Here is a 2026-nt window from a genome sequence, read left to right as displayed (position 1 = left end):
GCAGCAAGTACGATAAACATAATAATAGGGCTAAGCGTCCATCTAATATTGTTCCACAAGTTGACGAAGTCGTCTTGGAAACCAAAATAAGAAAATAAGATCGTCCCTATTTGTTGTCCGAAAACTGGTAATACTAATGCTACAGCAAAAAGTAAAATCATTAGCAAGGTAAATACTACGGATAACGCTCTAACGATAAAAAAGGGTCTCGTTTCCTCAATATCATAAGATCTGTTTAAGGATTTTACGATTGCGTTCATTCCATTAGAAGCAGACCAGATCGTCCCGAGAATACCTATAGATAGTAAACCTCCGTTACGACTTACTAAAACGTCAGAGATTGTTCCCTCAATTAAGGTATAAACTTCTCCTGGTGCATAGTTTTCTAAAAAGCGGAAGATTTGAGCCTCATCCAGATTTAGATATGGCAATAATGTAACTAAGAAAATTAATAAAGGAAATAGTGATAGCAGGAAAAAGTAAGCTAATTGTGCCGCAAGCCCTGTAATGTCCGTTCGTTGAATATGAGTTACTAAATGCTTAAAATAGCCAGACCATGTGGTTAAATCATGATTTTCCGTTTTCTTTTTCTCCTTCTTTTTAAAGTTTAAAAACTTTAGCTTCGTATACCAATTTGGAGAGGAAGATTTTTTATTTTTCTTATCATTTCTATTCATGCTTGAGACCATTTACTCCTCCCCCTCCTTTTTTTATTACTGAGCTTTTGGCTCGTAAATACTTTTAGGCTCTTCGTCCTCTGGTACAACAATAGATTTATACTCTTCTTTGGATTGAGAAAATGTATCCTTAGTCTCAGAAACAAGTGTCTTCACCTGAGGAGTGATTTCTTTTACTTCATTTACTTTTTGCGAAATATATTTTGCATCAGATGAAAATTGATTGTAAACGGATTGCCATTTATTAACTTGTTGATCAATCATTTTCTTTAGCTCGTCTCTATTTTGGTTGTAATATTTTATTTCATTTCTTACCATTCGAGATCTGTTCATTACGGAATCTCTTGTCTTACGATCTAACATAGTTAATGCTCCACCAAGAACTGCTCCGCATAATACACCTTTAACAAATTTGCTTTCACTCATACTAATTACCTCCATCGAATATCTATTTATATTAATTTTATTATACCCTGGCTTTTGCGAATCAAACTATTAATAATAATAATTTCAGAAATTAACCTTGACTATTTAAGAGAATTTTACGAATATTGTTACAAGGATAAATTTAATTGAAAGGAAATGAGAGCTTCAGAAATTTTTTCCAGGAGTTTATTACAACCAAGGAGGTAAATTAATTGGATAAGTTACTAGAAATATTAAAAAGCGTTTCAGACGTACTATGGGGTATCCCGTTACTAATACTAATTGTAGGAACCGGAATCTTTTTAACGGTTAGAGTTGCCTTCCTACAAATTAGATTACTGCCGGTAGCTTTAAGGCTTACTTTCTCTAAAAAGCATGACAAAAAGGCCGAAGGAGATATTTCACAATTTCAAGCCCTGACTACTGCTCTTGCAGCAACTGTTGGTACGGGTAATATTGTCGGTGTTGCCACTGCCGTATTATTAGGAGGTCCTGGTGCAGTTTTCTGGATGTGGCTTTCAGCATTTTTTGGAATGGCCACAAAATATAGTGAAGCCATCCTTGCCGTTAAGTATCGAGTAAAGGATGCCAATGGACAAATGGCAGGCGGTCCAATGTATTACATAGAACATGGTTTAAAGCAAAAATGGTTAGCAGTCCTGTTCGCTATTTTTGGCGCATTAGCAGCTTTCGGTATTGGAAACGGAACGCAAGCTAACTCTGTTTCTTCAGCAGTAGAATCTACTTTTGGTATAGAAACGTGGATAACTGGCCTAGTTTTGGCGGTATTTACTGCGCTGGTTATTTTGGGAGGCATTAAATCTATCGGTAATGTGACCGCTGTTTTCGTACCCGTAATGGCTTTGTTTTACATACTAGCTGGCCTATTTATAATGGTGACTAACATTTCAGCTGTCCCTGAA

At 35.9% G+C, this 2026-nt stretch carries 3 protein-coding genes; 1 reads left to right on the top strand and 2 read right to left on the bottom strand.

Going from position 1 to position 2026, the window contains the following annotated elements; translation table 11 throughout:
* Positions 1-689: YihY/virulence factor BrkB family protein (locus AC06OU_RS10540; protein ID WP_475855649.1), on the bottom strand; the 689-nt coding region annotated here is incomplete at its 3' end.
* Positions 690-713: 24 nt separating this feature from the next.
* On the bottom strand, positions 714-1103 hold the full coding sequence (locus AC06OU_RS10535; RefSeq protein WP_475855648.1) for a YtxH domain-containing protein: 390 nt from the start codon (positions 1101-1103) through the stop codon (positions 714-716).
* Between the two features lie 212 nt (positions 1104-1315).
* Here AC06OU_RS10535 and AC06OU_RS10530 point away from each other — a divergent pair.
* Positions 1316-2026 (top strand): alanine/glycine:cation symporter family protein (locus tag AC06OU_RS10530; RefSeq protein WP_475855646.1); only part of this gene is annotated, 711 nt, incomplete at its 3' end.

The organism is Psychrobacillus sp. (assembly GCF_056205495.1).
This window is presented reverse-complemented; position numbering and strand designations above follow the sequence as displayed.